This window comes from Mucilaginibacter terrae (assembly GCF_042679325.1).
Lineage (GTDB): Bacteria > Bacteroidota > Bacteroidia > Sphingobacteriales > Sphingobacteriaceae > Mucilaginibacter > Mucilaginibacter terrae.
Genome location: NZ_JBHTMJ010000017.1, coordinates 199,387 through 218,233, shown reverse-complemented (window position 1 = coordinate 218,233; position 18,847 = coordinate 199,387). Strand labels below are relative to the sequence as shown.

General features: G+C 42.4%; 16 protein-coding genes. 10 read left to right on the top strand and 6 right to left on the bottom strand.

Going from position 1 to position 18,847, the window contains the following annotated elements; translation table 11 throughout:
* The first annotated feature begins 181 nt into the window (after nucleotides 1–181).
* Nucleotides 182–961: a hypothetical protein gene (locus tag ACFQ3S_RS17160; RefSeq protein ID WP_377166726.1), complete on the top strand. Its 780-nt coding sequence runs from the start codon at nucleotides 182–184 to the stop codon at nucleotides 959–961.
* A 204-nt stretch (nucleotides 962–1,165) separates the two neighbouring features.
* Here ACFQ3S_RS17160 and ACFQ3S_RS17155 read toward each other — a convergent pair whose 3' ends face one another.
* Both ACFQ3S_RS17155 and ACFQ3S_RS17150 read right to left on the bottom strand, forming a co-directional pair.
* On the bottom strand, nucleotides 1,166–1,414 hold the full coding sequence (locus tag ACFQ3S_RS17155) for a hypothetical protein (protein WP_377166724.1): 249 nt from the start codon (nucleotides 1,412–1,414) through the stop codon (nucleotides 1,166–1,168).
* A gap of 54 nt (nucleotides 1,415–1,468) precedes the next feature.
* The gene (locus tag ACFQ3S_RS17150) at nucleotides 1,469–2,746 is read right to left on the bottom strand and encodes a phage integrase SAM-like domain-containing protein (RefSeq protein WP_377166722.1); all 1,278 of its coding nucleotides are present in this window, start codon (nucleotides 2,744–2,746) and stop codon (nucleotides 1,469–1,471) included.
* Between the two features lie 387 nt (nucleotides 2,747–3,133).
* Between ACFQ3S_RS17150 and ACFQ3S_RS17145 the strand changes: the two genes are divergently transcribed.
* The 3 genes from ACFQ3S_RS17145 to ACFQ3S_RS17135 all read left to right on the top strand — a co-directional run bounded on the left by ACFQ3S_RS17145 (nucleotide 3,134) and on the right by ACFQ3S_RS17135 (nucleotide 6,390).
* Nucleotides 3,134–3,514, top strand: a complete 381-nt coding sequence (locus tag ACFQ3S_RS17145) for an START-like domain-containing protein (protein ID WP_377166720.1) — start codon at nucleotides 3,134–3,136, stop codon at nucleotides 3,512–3,514.
* A gap of 132 nt (nucleotides 3,515–3,646) precedes the next feature.
* On the top strand, nucleotides 3,647–5,080 hold the full coding sequence (locus ACFQ3S_RS17140; RefSeq protein ID WP_377166718.1) for an LptF/LptG family permease: 1,434 nt from the start codon (nucleotides 3,647–3,649) through the stop codon (nucleotides 5,078–5,080).
* Between the two features lie 104 nt (nucleotides 5,081–5,184).
* Nucleotides 5,185–6,390, top strand: a complete 1,206-nt coding sequence (locus ACFQ3S_RS17135) for a bifunctional 3,4-dihydroxy-2-butanone-4-phosphate synthase/GTP cyclohydrolase II (protein WP_377166716.1) — start codon at nucleotides 5,185–5,187, stop codon at nucleotides 6,388–6,390.
* Nucleotides 6,391–6,566: 176 nt separating this feature from the next.
* On the opposite strand, the gene ACFQ3S_RS17130 is transcribed toward ACFQ3S_RS17135, so the two are convergent.
* Nucleotides 6,567–11,009 carry a translocation/assembly module TamB domain-containing protein gene (locus tag ACFQ3S_RS17130; RefSeq protein WP_449288937.1) on the bottom strand — a complete coding sequence of 1,481 codons (4,443 nt, stop codon included), beginning with the start codon at nucleotides 11,007–11,009 and terminating at the stop codon, nucleotides 6,567–6,569.
* Nucleotides 11,010–11,056: 47 nt separating this feature from the next.
* Here ACFQ3S_RS17130 and tsaD point away from each other — a divergent pair, with 47 nt between their 5' ends.
* The 6 genes from tsaD (at nucleotide 11,057) to ACFQ3S_RS17100 (ending at nucleotide 15,467) form a co-directional block, all read left to right on the top strand.
* Nucleotides 11,057–12,058 (top strand): tRNA (adenosine(37)-N6)-threonylcarbamoyltransferase complex transferase subunit TsaD, encoded by a 1,002-nt coding sequence (gene tsaD / locus ACFQ3S_RS17125; protein WP_377166712.1) that lies wholly within the window; start codon nucleotides 11,057–11,059, stop codon nucleotides 12,056–12,058.
* A 12-nt stretch (nucleotides 12,059–12,070) separates the two neighbouring features.
* The gene (locus ACFQ3S_RS17120; RefSeq protein WP_377166710.1) at nucleotides 12,071–12,241 is read left to right on the top strand and encodes a hypothetical protein; all 171 of its coding nucleotides are present in this window, start codon (nucleotides 12,071–12,073) and stop codon (nucleotides 12,239–12,241) included.
* Between the two features lie 25 nt (nucleotides 12,242–12,266).
* Nucleotides 12,267–12,848, top strand: coding sequence for a hypothetical protein (locus ACFQ3S_RS17115; RefSeq protein WP_377166708.1), 582 nt, complete (start codon nucleotides 12,267–12,269; stop codon nucleotides 12,846–12,848).
* Nucleotides 12,849–12,885: 37 nt separating this feature from the next.
* The gene (locus ACFQ3S_RS17110; RefSeq protein WP_377166706.1) at nucleotides 12,886–13,818 is read left to right on the top strand and encodes an alpha/beta hydrolase; all 933 of its coding nucleotides are present in this window, start codon (nucleotides 12,886–12,888) and stop codon (nucleotides 13,816–13,818) included.
* Nucleotides 13,819–13,924: 106 nt separating this feature from the next.
* Entirely contained in the window at nucleotides 13,925–14,506 is a 582-nt protein-coding gene (locus ACFQ3S_RS17105; protein WP_377166704.1) for a Crp/Fnr family transcriptional regulator, read from the top strand.
* Between the two features lie 70 nt (nucleotides 14,507–14,576).
* A complete protein-coding gene (locus ACFQ3S_RS17100; protein ID WP_377166702.1) occupies nucleotides 14,577–15,467 on the top strand; it encodes an SDR family oxidoreductase in 891 nt (296 codons plus the stop codon).
* A gap of 75 nt (nucleotides 15,468–15,542) precedes the next feature.
* Here the strand turns inward: ACFQ3S_RS17100 and ACFQ3S_RS17095 are convergent, their stop codons facing one another.
* From ACFQ3S_RS17095 to recA, 3 genes are all read right to left on the bottom strand, one after another.
* The gene (locus tag ACFQ3S_RS17095) at nucleotides 15,543–16,574 is read right to left on the bottom strand and encodes an aldo/keto reductase (RefSeq protein ID WP_377166700.1); all 1,032 of its coding nucleotides are present in this window, start codon (nucleotides 16,572–16,574) and stop codon (nucleotides 15,543–15,545) included.
* Between the two features lie 102 nt (nucleotides 16,575–16,676).
* A complete protein-coding gene (locus tag ACFQ3S_RS17090) occupies nucleotides 16,677–17,519 on the bottom strand; it encodes an oxidoreductase (RefSeq protein ID WP_377166698.1) in 843 nt (280 codons plus the stop codon).
* A gap of 182 nt (nucleotides 17,520–17,701) precedes the next feature.
* Nucleotides 17,702–18,721 (bottom strand): recombinase RecA, encoded by a 1,020-nt coding sequence (recA, locus tag ACFQ3S_RS17085; protein WP_377166696.1) that lies wholly within the window; start codon nucleotides 18,719–18,721, stop codon nucleotides 17,702–17,704.
* Nucleotides 18,722–18,847 lie beyond the last annotated feature (126 nt).

Sequence of the window (18,847 nt, the reverse complement as noted above, 5' to 3'; positions counted from 1 at the left end):
TTTGAAATTTCTAGAAATAATTGTTATAATTGCTTGTGCTTGTTGGCAAGCCTGCTCGTTCGTGCAAAGATTTCATCGGCCAATTAATCCATTAATGCAAACCTGCCAGGTTATTATCTGACCAAGATTACGAACGTTATACTTTCAAGATAATAACATTGGCAACATAAGGTATGTATTTATGAAACCGATTGACTATTTTAAACTTCAGTCAAAAAATCTCCACCGAGATTACAAAACCCAAACTTCCGTTTTTGATGCTACAATTAATGAGCATCTCTATGAGTACAATCCAACGTTTTTCGATTTTGACAGCCTTGTCTTGGATTACGACATTAATAAAGAGAATTTTACGTTAATGAAAGCACAGCATGTCATTGCACAGTTAGTCGGCTTTTCAAAGTGGACGGAAATGTTGGATGCTTCGCCCATCGAACTAGAGCTGGCAAAACTCCTATTTGATAATATGCACAAAATTAGTGCGGAGGAATGGCACTATTATATCAGAGATCTCGAAATCACTAATAATGAAATTTATGACGCAGAATGGAGATTGGGAATATTCAAACAGGTTTTTGCTGAGGCAGAAGACCATCAAACAATCTATGCGGATTATCGCCTAAGCGCGACTATTGAACTTGATTTAGAAAGCGAAGAAGTTTCCGAAGCGGCTGATACAACTACTGGAAAAATTGCATCACTACCATTATCAGGTCAAGATAGATTGGAATTTGTTGAAGTAGCCAATATCGTTTTTAAAAGAATATTTGAGCGGATTGAGCCTGAAAATCCTGAAATCGTTAGAAAGCTCTGGAACCCGGAATTCTATATAGATAATGATCTTTTGAGTGAGGACATGTTGCCGATTGACCGTGACTATGCCTTATCCTTGATTGATGCATTTCTTGTTGGCCATGTTATCCAACTTGCAGCAGAGGCAGATAGATTTGACGGGAATTAAACTGTGTAATCACTTGATATATAGCAGCTTGATAATATCCCAAGACAACGTAAAGGGCTGTCTTGGGATATAAATTTATTGCGAATCTTTGAATCGGATTTAGGCGATTCTCATTTACCTGTATTCGAATTTCATTCAATTCCATACAAATCGGTATAACAACGTTGCAAGCAATAACCATTTGCTAAGCAAAATTATTAGCGATTATTCTTGTTTTAGAACTTCCTCAATAAGTTGAAAATCTTCATCTCGTTCATCTGCTGTTTCATAAGAAACAACCCAGGAACCTTCTACGCCACTTTCCCAATCTTCTTTTGACGGCATGAATGGCGTAAAGCCTATCATAATATCATCAAATTCATCTAATTTGGTTATCTCTCTATATGCTTTCAGGTTGATTAGTTCATCATCAAGTTTTATAAAACCTAAACCTGCTTTTGTGAATTTTGCCATATCTAATTTTTGTTTATCAGAGTTAGCTGTTCTAAATCTTGCAGCATAAAGAATTTAAAAATCAATCACCGCTTCTAATGCTTCATCGGCCTTCTTGTTTGAGAAATTCGATTGATAGCCCATAGTTGTCAGCATACTTTCATGGCGATAAAGCTTTTGTAATACCTTCGGATGTATTTCTTTTTCCTCAGCAAGTTGTGCAAACGCATGACGAGCTTTGTGCGGTGATGCATTTTTTTTAATTGCAAGCAATTCCATGATAATACCCATATGCTCACCGAGCATTTTCGTTACAAAACCAATCCGCTTACGCACTTCAAAACGGTCTTCGAGATTTTCTACTTCATTAAGGTATGGAAATACAAGATCATGGACATGGTCGTTATTTCTATATTCTTCAAGAATGGCTGCAATTACCGCAGGGGTTGGTAAAGACCCCGGCTCGCCATTCTTTGACATCACATAGTAGAAACGCCCGTTTTGAAAATCAGACCATTTTAATAATAGCGCATCCGTGATACGCATCCCGGCAAAATAAAAACAGGTCAGCCATATATTGCGGCTATGGTGCAAATGCGTTTGGTGCTTATCAAATTTATATTCCTTTAACTGGTTAATTTCATCGGCTACTAGCCCAATTTTTTCCGTCTTGCCGAACTTGATAACAATCTTTTCTTTGCCGCCAAACGGATAGGTATCATTACCAATCAGCCCGGCGGTTTTAGCGCGGTTATACATGGTGCGTATTACCAGCAAATGGTTTGTAACCGTGCGATCACTTAACGGCTTATGCTCTTTATGGTTCCGGTTGCGACCCATCCGCAAGAACAATGTGAAGCGGCGCAGGTGTTCAACGGTAATATCAGCAAATGTTACTTGCTCCCCGGCAAACTCGTAAAACCGTTTCAGGCGGCTTTTATCGGTATTGTAAACATCGTAATTCCCTAATCCTTTTTGTTCCGAAAGATATTTGTCGGCAACGTCTTTGAATAAAGGCAACTTTGGGGCTGGTGGCATAGGCACATCCAGCACTGGCTTAGGCTTAATAGCATTAATAATGTCTTCTGCTGAATACGTTCTTTGGTCGGTTTCAAATTCAAGAATTTTTCCGTTGATTTCAGAAAGTCGTTTTGACAGAAAGTTTGTCAATCGCGTGGCATGTGGATGCGCCTTCTTAACTTGCTGTTTTGCTGCATCCCATAATTCACGGGAAGCAAGGGCATTGCCCTCAAACAGATAAGCAGGAATGCCTTTCTGAGAGACTTTAATACCGATAGGGAATTGGCCGAGTTTGTCTTTACGGCTCCAAGTAACAATTTTTGCGGTTGCCATGTGGAAACATTTTTTTGGTGAAAAAATTTATTTGTTTCCACGCCCCGTTCAAAGGTCGCGTTTTGTTAACGGATTTGTTAACGGTTCGGCTGGCTCAACCTGCGATGTGATGGTGTCTTGTGGTCTTTACAACTTTAAGTACATCCAATTTAGCCCATATCAGATCATATTGTGTCAAACTCGTAGGGTTATGAATCCTACGCTCTAACCATCTGAGCTACCCCGCCGGGTGGTATGATCGCGCTTAATCATCAGATTGTAACGCTATGCTTATTGCCTTTGTAAGCTTCCTTAAAAAGGTTTGCAAATATAGGATAATTTACCTTTCTTTAGAAAAAATGTTAACATTTGCAGTATAGCCTGCAAAATCTTCTGTAAACCTGGTATATGTCCGAAAAGAAAAAGTTTAACCTGGAGTATGAGATCAAGTCTTCTCCCCGTATTTTGTATAATTTTTTAAGTGAGTCTAACGGGCTTACGCAATGGTTTGCTGACAAGGTGACATTCAGAGACGAGATTTACACCTTTACCTGGGACGATGAAGAGCAAAAGGCCAGGTTACTGGGTATGAAAGAGAATAAATTCGTACGCTTTCGCTGGTTAGACGATGAGCCTCAGTGTTACTTTGAAATGGAAATTGTACAGGATGAACTAACTAATGATGTAGCTCTGAGCGTTACTGATTTTGCTACGGAAGAAACCATTGCCGAGCGTAAGCTCATTTGGAACAACCAGGTAGATTACCTCGTTGGCGTATTAGGCGCATAATTTTCCGTATAAGATTTCATTGCCGTTACCCGCCACCTATACTAAAAAAGGAGGGTGATACGTTTATAGTTAACGTTTCCAAAATATTGCTGCCTGCGGCTACCAACGGGTACAAATGCTTAACTTTGCCCAGTGAAAAAGATCCACCTTTTAATTCTTAAATCCTTCATCAGGCCCTTTATAGTTACCTTTTTCATTGTAATGTTTGTGTTGTTGATGCTGTTTTTATTTAGATACATCGACGATTTGATAGGCAAGGGCTTTCAGTGGTATATTATTCTGGAATTGATGTTGTATGCCTCCATGACCAATGTGGCTATGGCGCTACCGCTTTCGGTACTGCTCTCATCTATCATGACCTATGGCAGCTTAGGTGAAAACTATGAGCTGGTGGCCATTAAATCGGCCGGTATCTCATTGGGGAGGGCCATGTATCCTATGATTATTGTTGTTGCCATGCTCAGCGTAGGGGCATTCGTGTTTTCCGATTATATGTTGCCCATTGCCAATTTTAAGTATTATTCTCTTTTATACGATGTTAGGCAGCAAAAAACATCGTTTTTAATATCCGAAGGTATTTTTAATAACAGTTTTCCGGGCTACTCTATCCGTGTGCAAAAGAAGGATCCCGATGGGCAAACCCTTCACGGCGTAATGATCTATGAAAAGAAAGAAGGATCGAGCGATATGATCGTACTGTTTGCTAAGCAGGCGGTAATGTACCGCACGCCCGACGATCTGTTTTTAGTACTCAAACTTAAAGATGGTGTGCGTTACGTAGAAGAGCCGGGTAAATCAAATTTTAACCAGCGGCAGCAGTTTAGGCGTGAACGCTTTGCCTCCAGTGAACAAAAGTTTGATATGGGGGGCTTTAAAATGAAACGCACCAATGAAAACGAGTGGCGTTCTACCATACAAATGATGAACCTGAAACAACTGACTAAGTTTCAGGATTCAACCATTAAGGCGGTTAACTCTGCTGCTAACGTTAATTATAAAATGATAGAACCATACCTTAAATACTACACTCTTCCGCCTAAAATGCGGGCAAATTCAAATGTGAGATTAGTTGCAGCCACTAAAGCTATTACTGGCGCTAATTTAGACAGGGCGTTACCCGGCGCTATGAGCGAGGCTAACTCTATTAAAGAATCGTTACGTACCCTGGCCGAAAGGTACAAAGACGAGTCGAAAAACATCAGGCGGTATTCTATCGAATACCAAAAGAAATTTACCCTGTCGGCAGCTTGTTTAACCCTGTTCCTGATCGGGGCACCATTGGGTGCAATTATTCGTAAAGGCGGGTTAGGGCTGCCTGTGGTAGTATCGGTTATATTTTTCCTCATTTACTACATTATAGGTACCATTGGCGAAAAATCGGCCAAAGAGGGAAGCATTTCTCCCGCGGCTGGTATGTGGATAGCTATTATCATACTAACACCTGTAGGCCTCTTTTTATCGTACAAGGCTGCTAACGATTCAGTGCTGTTTGACATAGAATCTTACAAGCGATTCTTTAAAAAACTCTTCAAAATCAATAAACAGGGAAAACCCTTGCAATCTTGATTTTACAAATTACAGACTTGTTTGCCTGCACTATAACTTAACTTTGCTTATTATAAGTAGTTAGTGGCCGAACAATCCATTTTACTTCTGATGCTCTTACAAAAATGTTAAATACCATACCCGAAGCTGTTGAAGCTATAAAAGCCGGTAAAATTATCATTGTAGTTGATGATGAGGACCGGGAAAATGAAGGTGATTTTTTAGTTGCGGCACGCTATGCAACGCCCGAAGCCATTAACTTTATGGCCAGGTTTGGCCGTGGCTTAATTTGTGCTCCCATAACCCGCCAGCGTGCACGTGAGCTGGAACTTGAGCCTATGGTGAGCAATAACACCGCTACACTGGAAACCAGCTTTACCGTTTCAATTGATTTGCTGGGTCATGGGTGTACCACAGGCATCTCCGCATCCGACCGTTCACGTACTACGCTTGCCTTAATAGATGCGGCCACTAAGCCTGCTGATTTAGGCAGGCCTGGGCATGTGTTTCCGTTAATAGCTAAAGATGGTGGTGTACTGCGCCGTTCGGGCCATACCGAGGCGGGTATAGATCTGCCGGTGATGGCCGGTTTGGAACCAGCGGGTGTAATATGCGAAATTATGAAGGAGGATGGTGAAATGGCCCGCCTTCCCGAACTGTTGGTAATGGCTAAAGACTTTGATATGAAAATCATATCAATTAAAGACCTGATAGCTTATCGCTTAAATAGCGAAACGCTCATAACACGTGAGGTGGCCGTTAAAATGCCTACTCAATGGGGCGATTTTGATATGATAGCCTACACACAGAAAAATACCGGCGATCACCATTTGGCATTAATTAAAGGTACCTGGGAACCCGACGAACCGGTTTTAGTGCGGGTACATAGTTCGTGCGTTACCGGGGATATATTTGGTTCGTGCAGGTGCGATTGCGGTCCGCAGTTACATAAGGCAATGGAACAGGTAAGCGAAGAAGGCAAAGGCGTAATTATTTACATGAACCAGGAAGGCCGCGGTATTGGGCTGATTAATAAATTGAAAGCATACCAGTTGCAGGAGAGCGGACTTGATACTGTGGAAGCCAACATTCAACTGGGTTTTAAAATGGATTTACGCGACTACGGCATTGGTGCCCAAATCATCCGCGATTTGGGGATCACTAAAATGCGTTTAATGAGCAATAATCCTAAAAAGCGTTCGGGCCTTACGGGTTACGGTTTAGAGGTAACAGAAACCGTACCTATTGAAATTGTTCCTAACCCACATAACGAGGTTTATTTACGAACTAAGCGCGATAAGATGGATCACACCATTTTAAAAAATCATTAATTAGTTAGCAAAGCCGCCAAATTACTCAACCCCGTTATGCCGACGAATATCGGCATATTACAGATAGGAAACCTTTATTTAAGGTAGTGGATTACTTAGCAAGTGAGATGCCTATATTCATTAGCATAACGGGGCGTTTTTAGATTTCATTTTATACAAGTGCTTACTCTTCCTCATCAGGGGTCGTCAATAGTAGCGGGAGATGCCGTAGTACCCGGTTGGGTGGCGTTGTTAGTTGCTCTGCCCCTTCTAAACAGGTTTCTGAAAAATTCTCCAAACGTATCAAAATCCCGTTGGTAAATTAAGCCCAGTCCATTTACGTATTGCGGCCTTTGCAAATCGCTAAAGGTGGTAAGCGTGGTGCTGTTTAAGGTACGATACGAAAAACGCCCCCTTAGCTGGCCATCTTTACGTATTAAATATTCCGCGCTGAAATCGGTAGTCAGGTTCCTGGAATTAAACAGGTTTGAGGAATTATTACTAAACAGATCATTGGCTCCATTTGCACTATACAAGCTGCCATTAAGTAATACCCTATCTTTAAAAAGCCTTAATGAAGCACTGGCATCACTTTGCGAGCGTATATTGAGATCGAGGCTTTTAAAACTGGTTGACTGGGCAATGTAGCTGTTAAGCTTATTAAAGAAAAACTCGCTGGCTGCCGCGCTGGCGGTACCCAATACTTGCTGGTTAATATTTGAACCGGTTCCTGGTGCAAATTGTCGCCTCACTATCAAACTTAATGCTTGCTGGTTACGGTTGTTAACATCACTTAAATAGGTATTTAACTCGTCTTTAATGGATGGGTTTAGCGGAAAAGTAAAGTCGAACTCAATAACCGGCTGCAAAAGTGTACGGGTTAATACTAATTGTGCCTGAACCAGTTCTTGCCTTGGTTGCGCCGCCTGAAAGCCAGCTGCCGTGTAAAGATCGGATATATTAGCCCTCAACTCGTAAGTTGCTTTTAAATTGATCTCGGCGTTTGAAGGATTGCCCGTCCAGCGCAGGGTGCCACCCTGGTTAACCTGGAAATTTTTACTGATAAAGTTTTTGGCTGTGAATTCAAACTTACCCGATGTGATCAAAAAGTCGCCCCGCATATCAAAATCGCCTAAGCTATTTATATTCAGCTTTAAGCCGTTGGCCGTACCCCGCCCTTCTAACAAGCCTAAATCAGTAGTAATTTTCACCAGCGTTTTTTCATCGGCCGATAGGTCGAAGTTTAATGTAACTCCTTTAAAAGAATTAGCGGTGGTGAAAACTTTGGTAGAGTCCTTATGGCTCACAAATCTAATAAATTCATATTCACCTGCTGTGGCCGATGTATTTAAAGGGATATTAAATACCGTACCGTCTTCTGTTTTGGCTTTAATATCAATGTTCATGTTATCAACAGGGCCTGTAAAACTAAAACGGCCGGTACCGTAAGCGGTTCCATAGTACAGGCGGTTATCCCTAAAAGTGGTATTAAGCGCCATCAGGTTATTGGCCTGCACATTAATATCCAGCAATGGCGTAGCAAAATCCGACAGGTCAACACTACCGTTAGCTATGGCTTTACCTCCACGTGGGTCGGTAATAACCATATCATCTATCTTAATTATACTATTGGCTACCGTAACTTTATCATTAATGGTATAGGGTACTTTTAAATAATCTACCGTTATACCGGTGTTGGCCAATGTAATACTGCCATTTAACTGCGGGTTAGATGGGGCACCGGTCAACTTCATATCGGCTGATACTGTTCCTTTTACATTTGATACCAGCGTTTTAATAAACGGGGCAAATATCACAGCCTCGGTTTGGTCCATCTTAATATCAAAATCAAGTTTATCACCGGTTTCTTTGTTTAAATAATAGGCACCAGCAATATTAAGGGTTTCGAGGCCCCGGTTTAAAATATTCAGTTTTACATTGGCGCGTTTGCGCTCCCCGTCAAGGTCCGATACTATTTTTACGTTGCCTACCAGTGTTTGGTTCATCATTAGCGAATCTATCCTCAAATCGGCATCTATACCGGGTGCCTTCATTACCGAAGTAACATTAACATCTCCATTTATATATCCGTGTAAAGTTATACCGGCCGATTTGGTAAGCTGGTTAATGGTTGCCACACTAAACTTTTCAAATTCCACTTTAAGCTTATCTTCAGTACTGGCCGATATAAAACCATTGATCCGTACCTGCTGATTGCCGTTTGTAAGCTCAAATCCCTCTACCTTTGTTTTGCCATTAAGCAACCTGATGCGTACCTGATCGGTTAACCGCCAGGGTTCGCGTTCCAAAACCACATCAGACGGGAGCAGCGAAAGCTTGGCGGTGGTATCGCGCCCAAATTCTACCAACCCGTATAAATCTAACTGGTTGGTGGCGTTTTTGTCTGATAGTTTGACGTTGAAGTTCAGGCTGTCGTTTCGTAAAAAGTTGGTAATATTAATATCCTTAATGTACAAACTGTCGGTAATATCAACCCGGCTTAATGATAAGTTGAGCGTTAACAAACTATCGGCTGTGCTTTCATCCACAATAAAGTCATGAAAAACCATTTTGCCATACTTTACGGTTTTCATTAAGCCGCTCAGTGTAGCTGTTTTATCGGCCGAGTTAAACCTGCCCACAAAGGTTCCGCCTTCTGGTATTTTCAGTTCGGGCGCAAAAATAAGCAGCACCGGATCTAAGTTTTTAAGTTTAAGCCTGAACTCGAAGTTTTGTGGCCCGGGTTTGTATATGGTGGTTTTTAAGGAAGGTACATATTTTTTAGCGATAGTTTTATAATACGATGGTAATGTGGCCAGGTCATAACTTCCCTTAATGCTACCATCGGCCAAATCTGATTGTAAGCTGATTAACCGCTGATTGCCCAGGCCCGATGCGGTTAACTCTAAGGAGTCAATTACAAAATTATCTTTAGGCGTACTTATGCGGGTTGGGCTAAGGTTTACGTAACCTTGCAGGTTGTTTAAATTATTGCCCGAAAAACTGGTGTTGATGCTCGTAGTAATGGTAATGGTATCTTTAACGAATTTAAGTTTATTTAACCGTGCTTCGGTAACAGAACCTATGAGTTGGTATTGGGGCCTGGCAGGGTTAAGGTTAACCCTTGTATTTAATTTGACTTTCAGGTTGCGGTCGGCTATATTAATTTTGGCATTGGCTATCCAGTTCTTAAAGTTGCCATCCACGTTAATATTTTGGTAACTATAGCCTTTAAAGTCAATAAAATTAACCTTGGCGTTAAGCGTGGTCGAAAGGTTTTTAAGCTCACCGCCGCTGCCATTTACTTTTGCGGTAAGCGTAGTGCGGCCCAGCGTATGGTTATCTAACAACTCGGCCAGGTTAAAATTAGTGGCTGTAATGGTACCCTTATAAGCGGGTACTCCTTTACTATTAAACCGCAGGTTCAAATCAGGATCGAGCCTGCCCAGCAGGGTTTTAAAAGTACCTTTGGTAGTAAAATTGTTTTGGGTGCCGGTTAGTTTGCCGCTAAAGTTTACATTGCCAAACTTAGCCAGCATGGCAGGCAATTGCTGGTTGGGCTTGCCGGTAAATCGGCTGTATAAATTATCAAGGTCCTTTTTGTTGGTAGCTAACTGATCGAACTCTAAATTGAGCTGCGTTTTTTCTATATCGGGCAGCCCTTTGAGGCTAAAGTTACCTTTAAGGTAAGTAGCCTGCCCGGTTGATACGGTAAGATCGCGGGCCTTAATGTTATTCACTAACCCGCTGGCACGGCCGTTAATATTAAATTCAAAACTGGCCTTATTTAACGAGTTGGTAAAGTAAGTAATATCTGTTGATGACAGGTGCGACTCTTTGAGGTCGGCATCCATCAATACCTTATTTTCAAAGTTGCTAAAATCAGCAAACGACTTAAACCGCATTCTGAAAAAATCTTTCAAACGCGAATTTGGAGTAACCAGCAGCAAATTTTGCAGGTAAATCTGGTTGGTATCTACCTTGGCATTTACTTTTAAATTTTTAACTGTAAAGCCACTTTTTTCGTGCAAGGTAAGCCGTTGTATGTTGCCTTTAAATAAATGGTTCTTCAAATCAATACCGGTTACCACCGTGCTAAAACTGCTTATATCCAAATCATCAAAGTTTACTTGTTTGGGTGTAGCTGCTTTAATTAAATAGTTTTTATAACGAAAATGAAGGTTGTTTATACCTATGCGCTCAAAATTAAGTGTCCAGGGTTTGCTTGTTTTTTTGCTGGTATCGGGCGTGCCGTTAAAATAATCAATAATGAACTTTAAGTTGGTGGTGCTATCTTTGAGTTTTTTAAGATACACGGAGCTATTATCTAACTCAACGTTCCTAAACGCTATGGTGCGGTCTTTTATACTGTTTAATACCGAAAAGCCGGTTAGCCGTACCGTAAGTTTTGGTGTACGGAGCAGGGTGTCTTTTTGCTGATCTAAAACATACAGGTCTTCGATCACAACCGATGAGAAAGGCTTAATATAAATACCTTTAATATCCACCTTGGTGTGCAATTCATCAGACAGGTATTTGGTTGCTTTGCGCGCGGCCCAAGTTTGAACCGGCTTATACTGAAAAAGTATTAACACTATACTGACAATGAGCAGCACAATGAGTACAATAACAAGCGCTATTTTGAGTATTTTTTTAATAATTTTGCTGCTTTAAAACCCCATAGTAAGTGCCTGTTATTTTAGGAATTGAATCTTCGTGCGATGAAACCTCTGCAGCAGTATATGCGGATGGTGTAATGTTAAGTAACATTATAGCCAACCAAACCATACACGAAGCTTACGGGGGCGTTGTGCCCGAGCTCGCTTCACGAGTTCATCAACAAAATATCATTCCTGCTGTACAACAGGCAATAGTTAACGCAAAAGTAAGCAAAAATGATATTGATGCAGTAGCTTTTACGCGCGGACCAGGCCTTTTAGGTTCTCTTTTAGTAGGGGTATCGTTCGCCAAGGCATTTGCCTTGGCCCAAAACCTGCCCCTAATAGAAGTTAATCACATGCAGGCCCATATACTTGCCCATTTTATAGATAACCCAAAACCGGCGTTTCCGTTTTTATGTTTAACAGTTTCTGGCGGCCATACGCAAATTGTGCTGGTAAAAGATTATTTTGAGATGGAAGTAATAGGCCAAACACAAGATGATGCCGCCGGCGAAGCGCTGGATAAAACCAGTAAGATCCTGGGTTTGCCTTATCCCGGCGGACCGCTCATCGATAAACATGCCCGCTTGGGTAACCCCGATGCTTATCCCTTCCCCGAACCGCAAATACCAGGTTATAACTTTAGCTTTAGTGGTTTAAAAACAGCTATTTTGTACTTTATACAAAACAACCAGGCTAAAAACCCCGATTTTGTGAAAGAGAACCTTGCCGATATTTGTGCTTCGGTAGAAAAACGGGTGGTTACCATATTACTGAACAAGCTTACCAAAGCCGCTAAGGCTTACGGCATTCGGGATGTTGCTTTGGCGGGAGGCGTATCGGCCAATACGGGTTTACGCCAAGGGCTTTCAGAGCTCGGCATTAAACAAAACTGGAACACCTTTATTCCGAAAATGGAGTACTGCACCGATAATGCGGCCATGATTGCCGTAGCCGGTTACTATAAATTTTTACAAGGCAATTTTACCGATCAGCATGTGGTGCCGTTAGCGCGCATGCCGTTTTAAATACTATTTATTATGAGCATTCCATCTCTTATTTTTTGGCTGATATTTGTTTTACCACTGATAGCCTTGCTGGTATGGGTTATGCGGCAGGATAAGCGCAAAGGCGTAACAGGCCTTATTCTTTTAATAGTGACTGTGATCTTTGGCATTGTGTATATGTACGTGCGTACAGGTGGTAAGTAACTTTTTTTTAGATTATATTTACTTTATGAACAAAGTTAAATCGTATTTGCTTGTCGCACTATTAAGCATGGCCATTAACGCGCTATCACAGGTTGCAGAAAAGCCGGTTTTTAAACAATTAACTTTTGCTACTTACGAAAGCTTTTTTGTGGGTAAGGTTGAAAAAGCTGAAATAATAGACTTACTGGAGATAGATGCTTTTGGAAAAGTTCATTACAGATCAAAGTATTATAATGGTGTTGCCGATACAGTTTATCACCTTAACAACAAAACCATTAAAAAGCTTAACAAAATTTTCAATGGAAAAACGCGACTAAAAAGCTATCTTCTAAAAACGAAATTGGAAGAAGGGTCGCATTATGGGGGGGATTTTGATTACTTGAGTTACGTTGATAGCTCGAATCAAAGCGATGAAATCATTGTTGTAAATCCTTTTATGACAAAAGAGTTTAATGATGCGTTGGATGGTTTAGGGGTTCCACCTCATAAGACCAATAAAAAGGTTAGTAAAATTCAGGATAAAATATTGTCAGCCAGGATACTTCGATGTCAAAAATCCACCAATTATTTGCCCAAAATAGAGCTTCCTCCTGATCAAATGAACTGACTTCGTAACTTTTAAAATATAGATTATTTATAACATAATGACTAAGTATATCTTTATTCTAATATTGATACAGGCATTCTTCGCTCAAGCCCAGCGTACCGAAGGCCTAACCCATAAGCCCGATACTTCTTTTACCAACTACAGTGCATACCTTAATGCCAAAAAAAAGTTCCCTAACATTGTACTGGTTAAAGACAGCCTGCCGCCATCGGTAAAGGCCGATAAAGGGATTGCCTACACAAGCATTGATGGCAAAATGCTGTTACTGGATATATTTTCTCCGAAAAAAGCCAAAGCCAAACGCCAGCCTGCTATCATCATTATTCATGGTGGCGGATGGCGCTCAGGCAACCGTACGCAGCATTACCCGCTGGCTCAACGTATGGCCCAACTGGGCTATGTATGCTTCACCCCATCTTACCGTTTATCTACCGAAGCCTTATACCCCGCAGCAGTAAAGGATTTGAAAGCGGCCATCAACTGGGTTAAAACCAACGCCTCCAAATACAAGGTAGATACCGGTAAAATAGTGATCCTCGGCTTTTCGGCAGGAGGGCAGTTAGCCACATTAATAGGAAACACCCAACCAGGTATCAAAGCCATAATTGACATAGACGGTACGCTGGCCTTTATCCATCCCCAATCTGGCGAGGGGGATGATAGCAAGTCTGTTTCGGCAGCTACCAACTGGTTTGGCTATAACAAAACTGAGCGGCCCGATCTGTGGAAAAAAGCGGGCGCGCTAAGCCATGCCGGTGCTCATACGCCGCCAACGCTATTTATTAATAGTGCGGTAGACCGGATGCATGCCGGTCGTGATGATTATATGGAAATCCTCTCCCAAAATAAAATATACACCGAGGTACACGCCTTCCCTTATTCGCCGCACACCTTTTGCCTGTTTGAACCATGGTTTACGCCAACGGTGAATTACATATCCGGCTTTTTAAATAGGTTGTATAAGAAATAAACTGCGCCTTGATAAAACACTTTAAAATGGCATAGTTTGGAATAAGCCTTTAATTTGCAAAACTTTAACAGTGCCCATTCATTAAAATCTTTGTTATATTTGAGTAATGCACATCCAATTTGAATCTTACCTGCGCACCAATACCAATCTCCCGCCGGAAGCTATCAGCCAAATTATTTCCTTTGCGTTGCTGCGCAGCTTACGCCGTAACGAATACCTTTTTAGCACGGGTGAAATTTGCCGGCATAAGGTTTTTGTGGTATCGGGTATGTTGCGCACGTTTAATACATCTGCCGATGGTGGCGAGCATATCCTGCAATTTTCGGCAGAAAATAGTTGGACGTTGGATCCTGAAAGCTATGACCGGCAAATACCGTCCCTCGTGAGCATTGCAGCGGTTGAACCCACCACTATTTTGTACTGGCAAAAGGCCGATTTTAACGTATTGCTAACAGAGATACCACAGTTTAAAAGCTTTGCCGATCAAATTATATCCCGTAACATTTATTACAGCCGCCAGCGGATCTTAAAAGCGTTGAGTAACACGGCCGAAGAAAAATATGAGGATTTTGTAAAGGAATTTCCGGGCTACCTATTGCGCTTACCACTGCGTATGATTGCCGCCTATTTGGGCATTTCGCTTAAAACGTTAACCCGCGTTCGTCACGCTCAGCTTCAGCGCTATTGAAACTATGGTCAAATGACGTAGTTTAGTACATGGTTAATGCACAATTTTGCAGAAACAAAATTGCTTAATTATGCGTGTATTTGTAACAGGGGCCTCTGGATTTGTAGGCTCCGAAATAGTAAAAGAACTTTTAGCGGCAAGCCATCAAGTGCTGGGTTTAGTTCGCTCATATAAAGCTGCCGAACAGCTTAAAGCAATGGGTGCCGAGGTGTACCTGGGCGATGTAAACGATGTGAAGTTTATTAAGCAGGCCGCCACAAATTGTGATGCCATTATACATACTGCCTTTAATCATGATTTTTCGCAGTACCAAGCCAGTTGTGAGGCCGATCGCTTGGTTATTCAGGCGTTTGGTGAAGCGCTTGTCGGTTCAAACAAGCCGCTGGTTATTACTTCAGGGGTAGGGCTGTTAAGTTATGGACGTTTGGTAACCGAGGCCGATGTACTGCCAGCCGGTTCAAATGTAATACCCCGTGCGGCTTCGGAAGAGGCCGCAACGGCTGTAGCCGCTAAGGGAGTTAATGTTTATACCGTGCGCCTGCCGCCAAGTGTGCATGGCCAGGGCGACCACGGATTTGTGCCTATGGTAATTGACCTGGCCCGTAGTAAAGGCCAATCGGCCTATGTGGGCGAAGGTAATAACCATTGGCCTGCGGTACACCGCTTTGATGCAGCCATATTGTACAGATTGGTTTTGGAGAAACAACCCGAACTTAAAGTATTTCATGCGGTGGCCGAAGAAGGTATCCCGTTCCGGGAAATTGCCGAAACTATAGGACGGGGGCTACACCTGCCGGTAACCAGTAAAACCAGCGACGAAGCTACCGGTCATTTTGGCTGGTTTGCGCATTTTGCTTCCATTAATTGCCCGGCCTCCAGTCAAAAAACACGTGATGCTTTGGGATGGCAACCGCGTGCTGCCGGGCTAATTGCTGATATGAATACCGCCGGTTACTTTTAGGGTAATAACTATGTTATTAAAGCAGAAGCCTCCGATCTTTTAACCGGAGGCTTCTGCTGTTAAACACGTTGTTCATTAATAAAATTTGGGCAACGGAATTAACTTTGTGTTTTGCCGTTGGTGCCAGTATGGATAAATAGGATCTACCTCGCTGGCAGCATCCAGCTTTTTTATTTGCTCAGTGGTCAAATTCCAGCCTATAGCACCCAGGTTTTGCTTGAGCTGCTCCTCATCGCGTGCGCCAATAATAATGTTAGCCACGGTGGGGCGTTGCAATAACCAGTTTAAAGAGATTTGAGCTATGGATTTACCGGTTTCTTCGGCCACTTCGTCCAGAGCATCTACAATGGTGTAAAGGCGTTCGAAATTGGTTGCCGGTCCGTGAGAGCCACCCTGGCTCATGCGGTTGTTTTCGGGTAGCGGTTGCCCACGCCGAAATTTACCGCTTAACCTGCCCGATGATAGCGGACTCCATACTATCGTGCTCACTTTCTGGTCGATGCCTAATGGCATCAGTTCCCATTCAAACTCCCGGTCGAGCAGTGAATAATATGCCTGATGAGCTACATAACGTGACCAGCCGTACCTTTCAGATACCGATAACGATTTCATTAAATGCCACCCCGAAAAATTAGAGCAAGCTATATAACGAATTTTACCGGAGGTAACCAGGTCGTTTAATGCTTTTAAGGTTTCTTCAACCGGTGTATTGCCATCAAAGCCGTGCAAGTGGTAAACATCAATATGGTCGGTATTTAAGCGGCGTAAACTGGCCTCGCACTGCTCAATTAAATGAAAGCGGGATGAACCAAAATCGTTGGGGCCGTCACCCATCGGGAAAGTTGCTTTGGTAGAAATGAGCACCTGGTTGCGGATACCTTCTAATGCCTTACCCAAAATTTCTTCGGATGTTCCTTGTGAGTAAATGTTGGCCGTATCGAAAAAGTTAACGCCCGCATCCATACAAAGGTTAATGAGGTGTTTAGCTTCATCTACCTGGGTGTTACCCCAGGCTTTAAAAAATTTGTTGGTGCCGCCAAACGTGGCCGTACCAAAACTTAGCACCGGTACTTGTAAACCCGATGCTCCTAATTGTCTGTATTCCATAATAAGCCCCTCCTAAGTCCTCCCCGGGAGGGAGGACTTTGAATGTTTTGTTAATAGTAATTATTTATTGCACTCTCCCTCCCGGGGAGGGTTGGGGAGGGGCTACTGCTCCTCTTTAGGGAAATCGGCTCCTACGGTAACTTCCGCCCAGGTATCAAAGTCCTTTTTCAATAATTCAATTTTGTTGCGGGCACCTTTTAGTGCAGCTTCGCCAAGCAGTAAGCGTAGTGGTGGGTTTTCAGATTCTACGGCTTTGATCATGGCTTTGGCTGCGCGTGCCGGGTCGCCTGGCTGGTTGCCACTGTAGCCGCGAATGTTATTCTTGTTGGCTTCGGCGGTTTCCTTGTAATCGTCGATCGCTATTTTACTGTTATTAGCCGAGCGGCCGGCCCAATCTGTACGGAAACCACTTGGGGCAATTACCGTTACTTTAATGCCCAGTGGCGCCAGTTCTTTTGATAAGGATTCGGAATAGCCATCGACCGCGAATTTTGTTGCATTATAAAAACCTACAGCCGGAAAACCCACCAAGCCTCCTATAGAGGCAATGTTTAAAATATGGCCGCTGCGTTGTTTTCTCAAAATAGGCAGCACCGCTTTGGTTACGTTAGCTAAACCAAAAAAATTGATCTCGAACATACGGCGTACCTCGTCTTCTTCACTTTCTTCAATGGCACCGAAGTAGCCAATACCGGCATTGTTCACCAGCACATCTATTTGTCCGAATTTTTCGGTGATTTGGGCTACCGCCGCGCTAATGTGTGCAGGATTGGTTACGTCCAGTTTAACAGGGATGGCCGTTTCTGGAAATGCATCTGTTATATCTTTTACATCATCGGTATTGCGTGCGGCTACTGCGGCCCGGTAACCCGAGGCTAATACTTCTTTGGCTAATTCTCTACCGAAGCCGGTAGAACAGCCGGTTATAAACCATACTTTGCTCATGAGTGTTCTGTTTCTAATGTTTGTTTTTTCAAATTAACAAACCAGCCTGTATTTGTTTGTCAGTGTTGTATCAGGAAGCCCATCTTGTATAATTTTTTACAAAGGCCGGTCAATCAAAATAAATTAATCAACAAAAAAGCCGCTTTACCTTAGTAAGCGGCCCGCAAAATATCTGTAAAACTTTATTCAGCTTCTATAGCCAGGCTGTCGCCTGTTACAACTTCTTTAATCTTGTTTTCTAATTCTTCCATCAGTTCAGGGTTATCCTGAATTAATTGCTTAACCGAGTCGCGCCCCTGGCCTAAACGGCTGTCACCGTAGCTAAACCAAGAACCCGCTTTTTTAATGATGTTATGCTCCACACCTAAGTCGATGATCTCGCCGGCTTTAGAAATACCTTCGCCAAACATGATATCAAACTCGGCCAAGCGGAACGGAGGTGCTACCTTGTTTTTAACAATCTTCACCTTCACACGGTTACCCGATACTTCATCGCTATCTTTAATTTGCGATATACGGCGTACATCCAAGCGTACCGAAGCGTAAAATTTAAGGGCGTTACCACCGGTAGTAGTTTCGGGGTTACCAAACATTACACCGATCTTATCGCGCAGCTGATTAATAAAGATACAGCAGCAACCGGTTTTACTGATAGTACCGGTAAGCTTACGCAATGCCTGCGACATTAAACGGGCATGTAAACCCATTTTCGAGTCGCCCATTTCGCCTTCAATCTCGGCTTTAGGTACTAAGGCCGCTACCGAGTCAATCACCAATATATCTATAGCTCCCGAACGGATCAGGTTATCGGCAATTTCTAAAGCCTGTTCACCATTGTCGGGTTGGGAGATCAACAGGTTCTCTACATCAACACCTAATTTTTGAGCATAAAAACGGTCGAAGGCATGCTCGGCATCAATAAAGGCAGCAATACCACCGCGTTTTTGGCTTTCGGCAATGGCGTGGATAGCCAAGGTGGTTTTACCAGACGACTCGGGACCGTAAATTTCAATAACACGGCCTTTAGGTAAACCGCCTACACCCAAAGCCAGGTCGAGCGTAAGTGAGCCGGTAGGGATAACTTCTATGGGCTCTATAGTGGTATCACCCAATTTCATGATCGTTCCCTTGCCATACGATTTTTCCAGCTTATCCAGTGTAAGCTGTAATGCTTTTAATTTATCTGCGCTTGCGTTACTCATCTTGTTTTATTTCGTATAACAAATATACTGATTATTATTTAAATACTAAAAAAATTAGTAAAATATTATTTTTTGTAGTTTGCCAATTTATAACCGGCAGGTTGTTACCATGGTAAAACTTAAACT